The organism is Serratia sp. CY83965 (assembly GCF_052166375.1).
GTDB classification, from domain to species: Bacteria; Pseudomonadota; Gammaproteobacteria; order Enterobacterales; family Enterobacteriaceae; genus Serratia; species Serratia marcescens.
The window spans coordinates 1-1463 of record NZ_JBJNOV010000014.1; the positions used below are offsets into that span (position 1 = coordinate 1).

Below are 1463 nucleotides of genomic sequence, written 5' to 3' on the forward strand. Positions count from 1 at the left end.
GCTAACCCTGAGGCGTGATGACGATGCACTACGGTGCAGAAGTAGTTGATGCCCTGCTTCCAGGAAAATCCTCTAAGCTCCAGGTAACATTAAATCGTACCCCAAACCGACACAGGTGGTCAGGTAGAGAATACCAAGGCGCTTGAGAGAACTCGGGTGAAGGAACTAGGCAAAATGGTGCCGTAACTTCGGGAGAAGGCACGCTGGCATGTAGGTGAAGTCCCTCGCGGATGGAGCTGAAGCCAGTCGAAGATACCAGCTGGCTGCAACTGTTTAATAAAAACACAGCACTGTGCAAACACGAAAGTGGACGTATACGGTGTGACGCCTGCCCGGTGCTGGAAGGTTAATTGATGGGGTCAGCCGCAAGGCGAAGCTCTTGATCGAAGCCCCAGTAAACGGCGGCCGTAACTATAACGGTCCTAAGGTAGCGAAATTCCTTGTCGGGTAAGTTCCGACCTGCACGAATGGCGTAATGATGGCCAGGCTGTCTCCACCCGAGACTCAGTGAAATTGAACTCGCTGTGAAGATGCAGTGTACCCGCGGCAAGACGGAAAGACCCCGTGAACCTTTACTATAGCTTGACACTGAACATTGAGCCTTGATGTGTAGGATAGGTGGGAGGCTTTGAAGCGTGGACGCCAGTCTGCGTGGAGCCATCCTTGAAATACCACCCTTTAATGTTTGATGTTCTAACTCGGCCCCATAATCTGGGGTGAGGACAGTGTCTGGTGGGTAGTTTGACTGGGGCGGTCTCCTCCCAAAGAGTAACGGAGGAGCACGAAGGTTAGCTAATCACGGTCGGACATCGTGAGGTTAGTGCAAAGGCATAAGCTAGCTTGACTGCGAGAGTGACGGCTCGAGCAGGTACGAAAGTAGGTCTTAGTGATCCGGTGGTTCTGAATGGAAGGGCCATCGCTCAACGGATAAAAGGTACTCCGGGGATAACAGGCTGATACCGCCCAAGAGTTCATATCGACGGCGGTGTTTGGCACCTCGATGTCGGCTCATCACATCCTGGGGCTGAAGTAGGTCCCAAGGGTATGGCTGTTCGCCATTTAAAGTGGTACGCGAGCTGGGTTTAGAACGTCGTGAGACAGTTCGGTCCCTATCTGCCGTGGGCGTTGGAAGATTGAGAGGGGTTGCTCCTAGTACGAGAGGACCGGAGTGAACGCACCACTGGTGTTCGGGTTGTCATGCCAATGGCATTGCCCGGTAGCTAAGTGCGGAAAAGATAAGCGCTGAAAGCATCTAAGCGCGAAACTTGCCTCAAGATGAGTCTTCCCTGGGCCTTCAAGGCCCCTGAAGGAACGTTTAAGACTAAGACGTTGATAGGCTGGGTGTGTAAGTGCAGCGATGCATTGAGCTAACCAGTACTAATGATCCGTGAGGCTTAACCTTACAACACCGAAGGTGTTTTTAGAGAGATTTTCAGCGAAGTTCCGAGATTGGTTCTGATGGC

Annotated in this window: 1 rRNA gene; it reads left to right on the forward strand. The window is 52.3% G+C overall.

The features are described 5' to 3' along the window. Window positions 1-1402: ribosomal RNA gene (locus ACJ8PL_RS21210) — 23S ribosomal RNA — on the forward strand; the annotation flags it as partial. Window positions 1403-1463 lie beyond the last annotated feature (61 nt).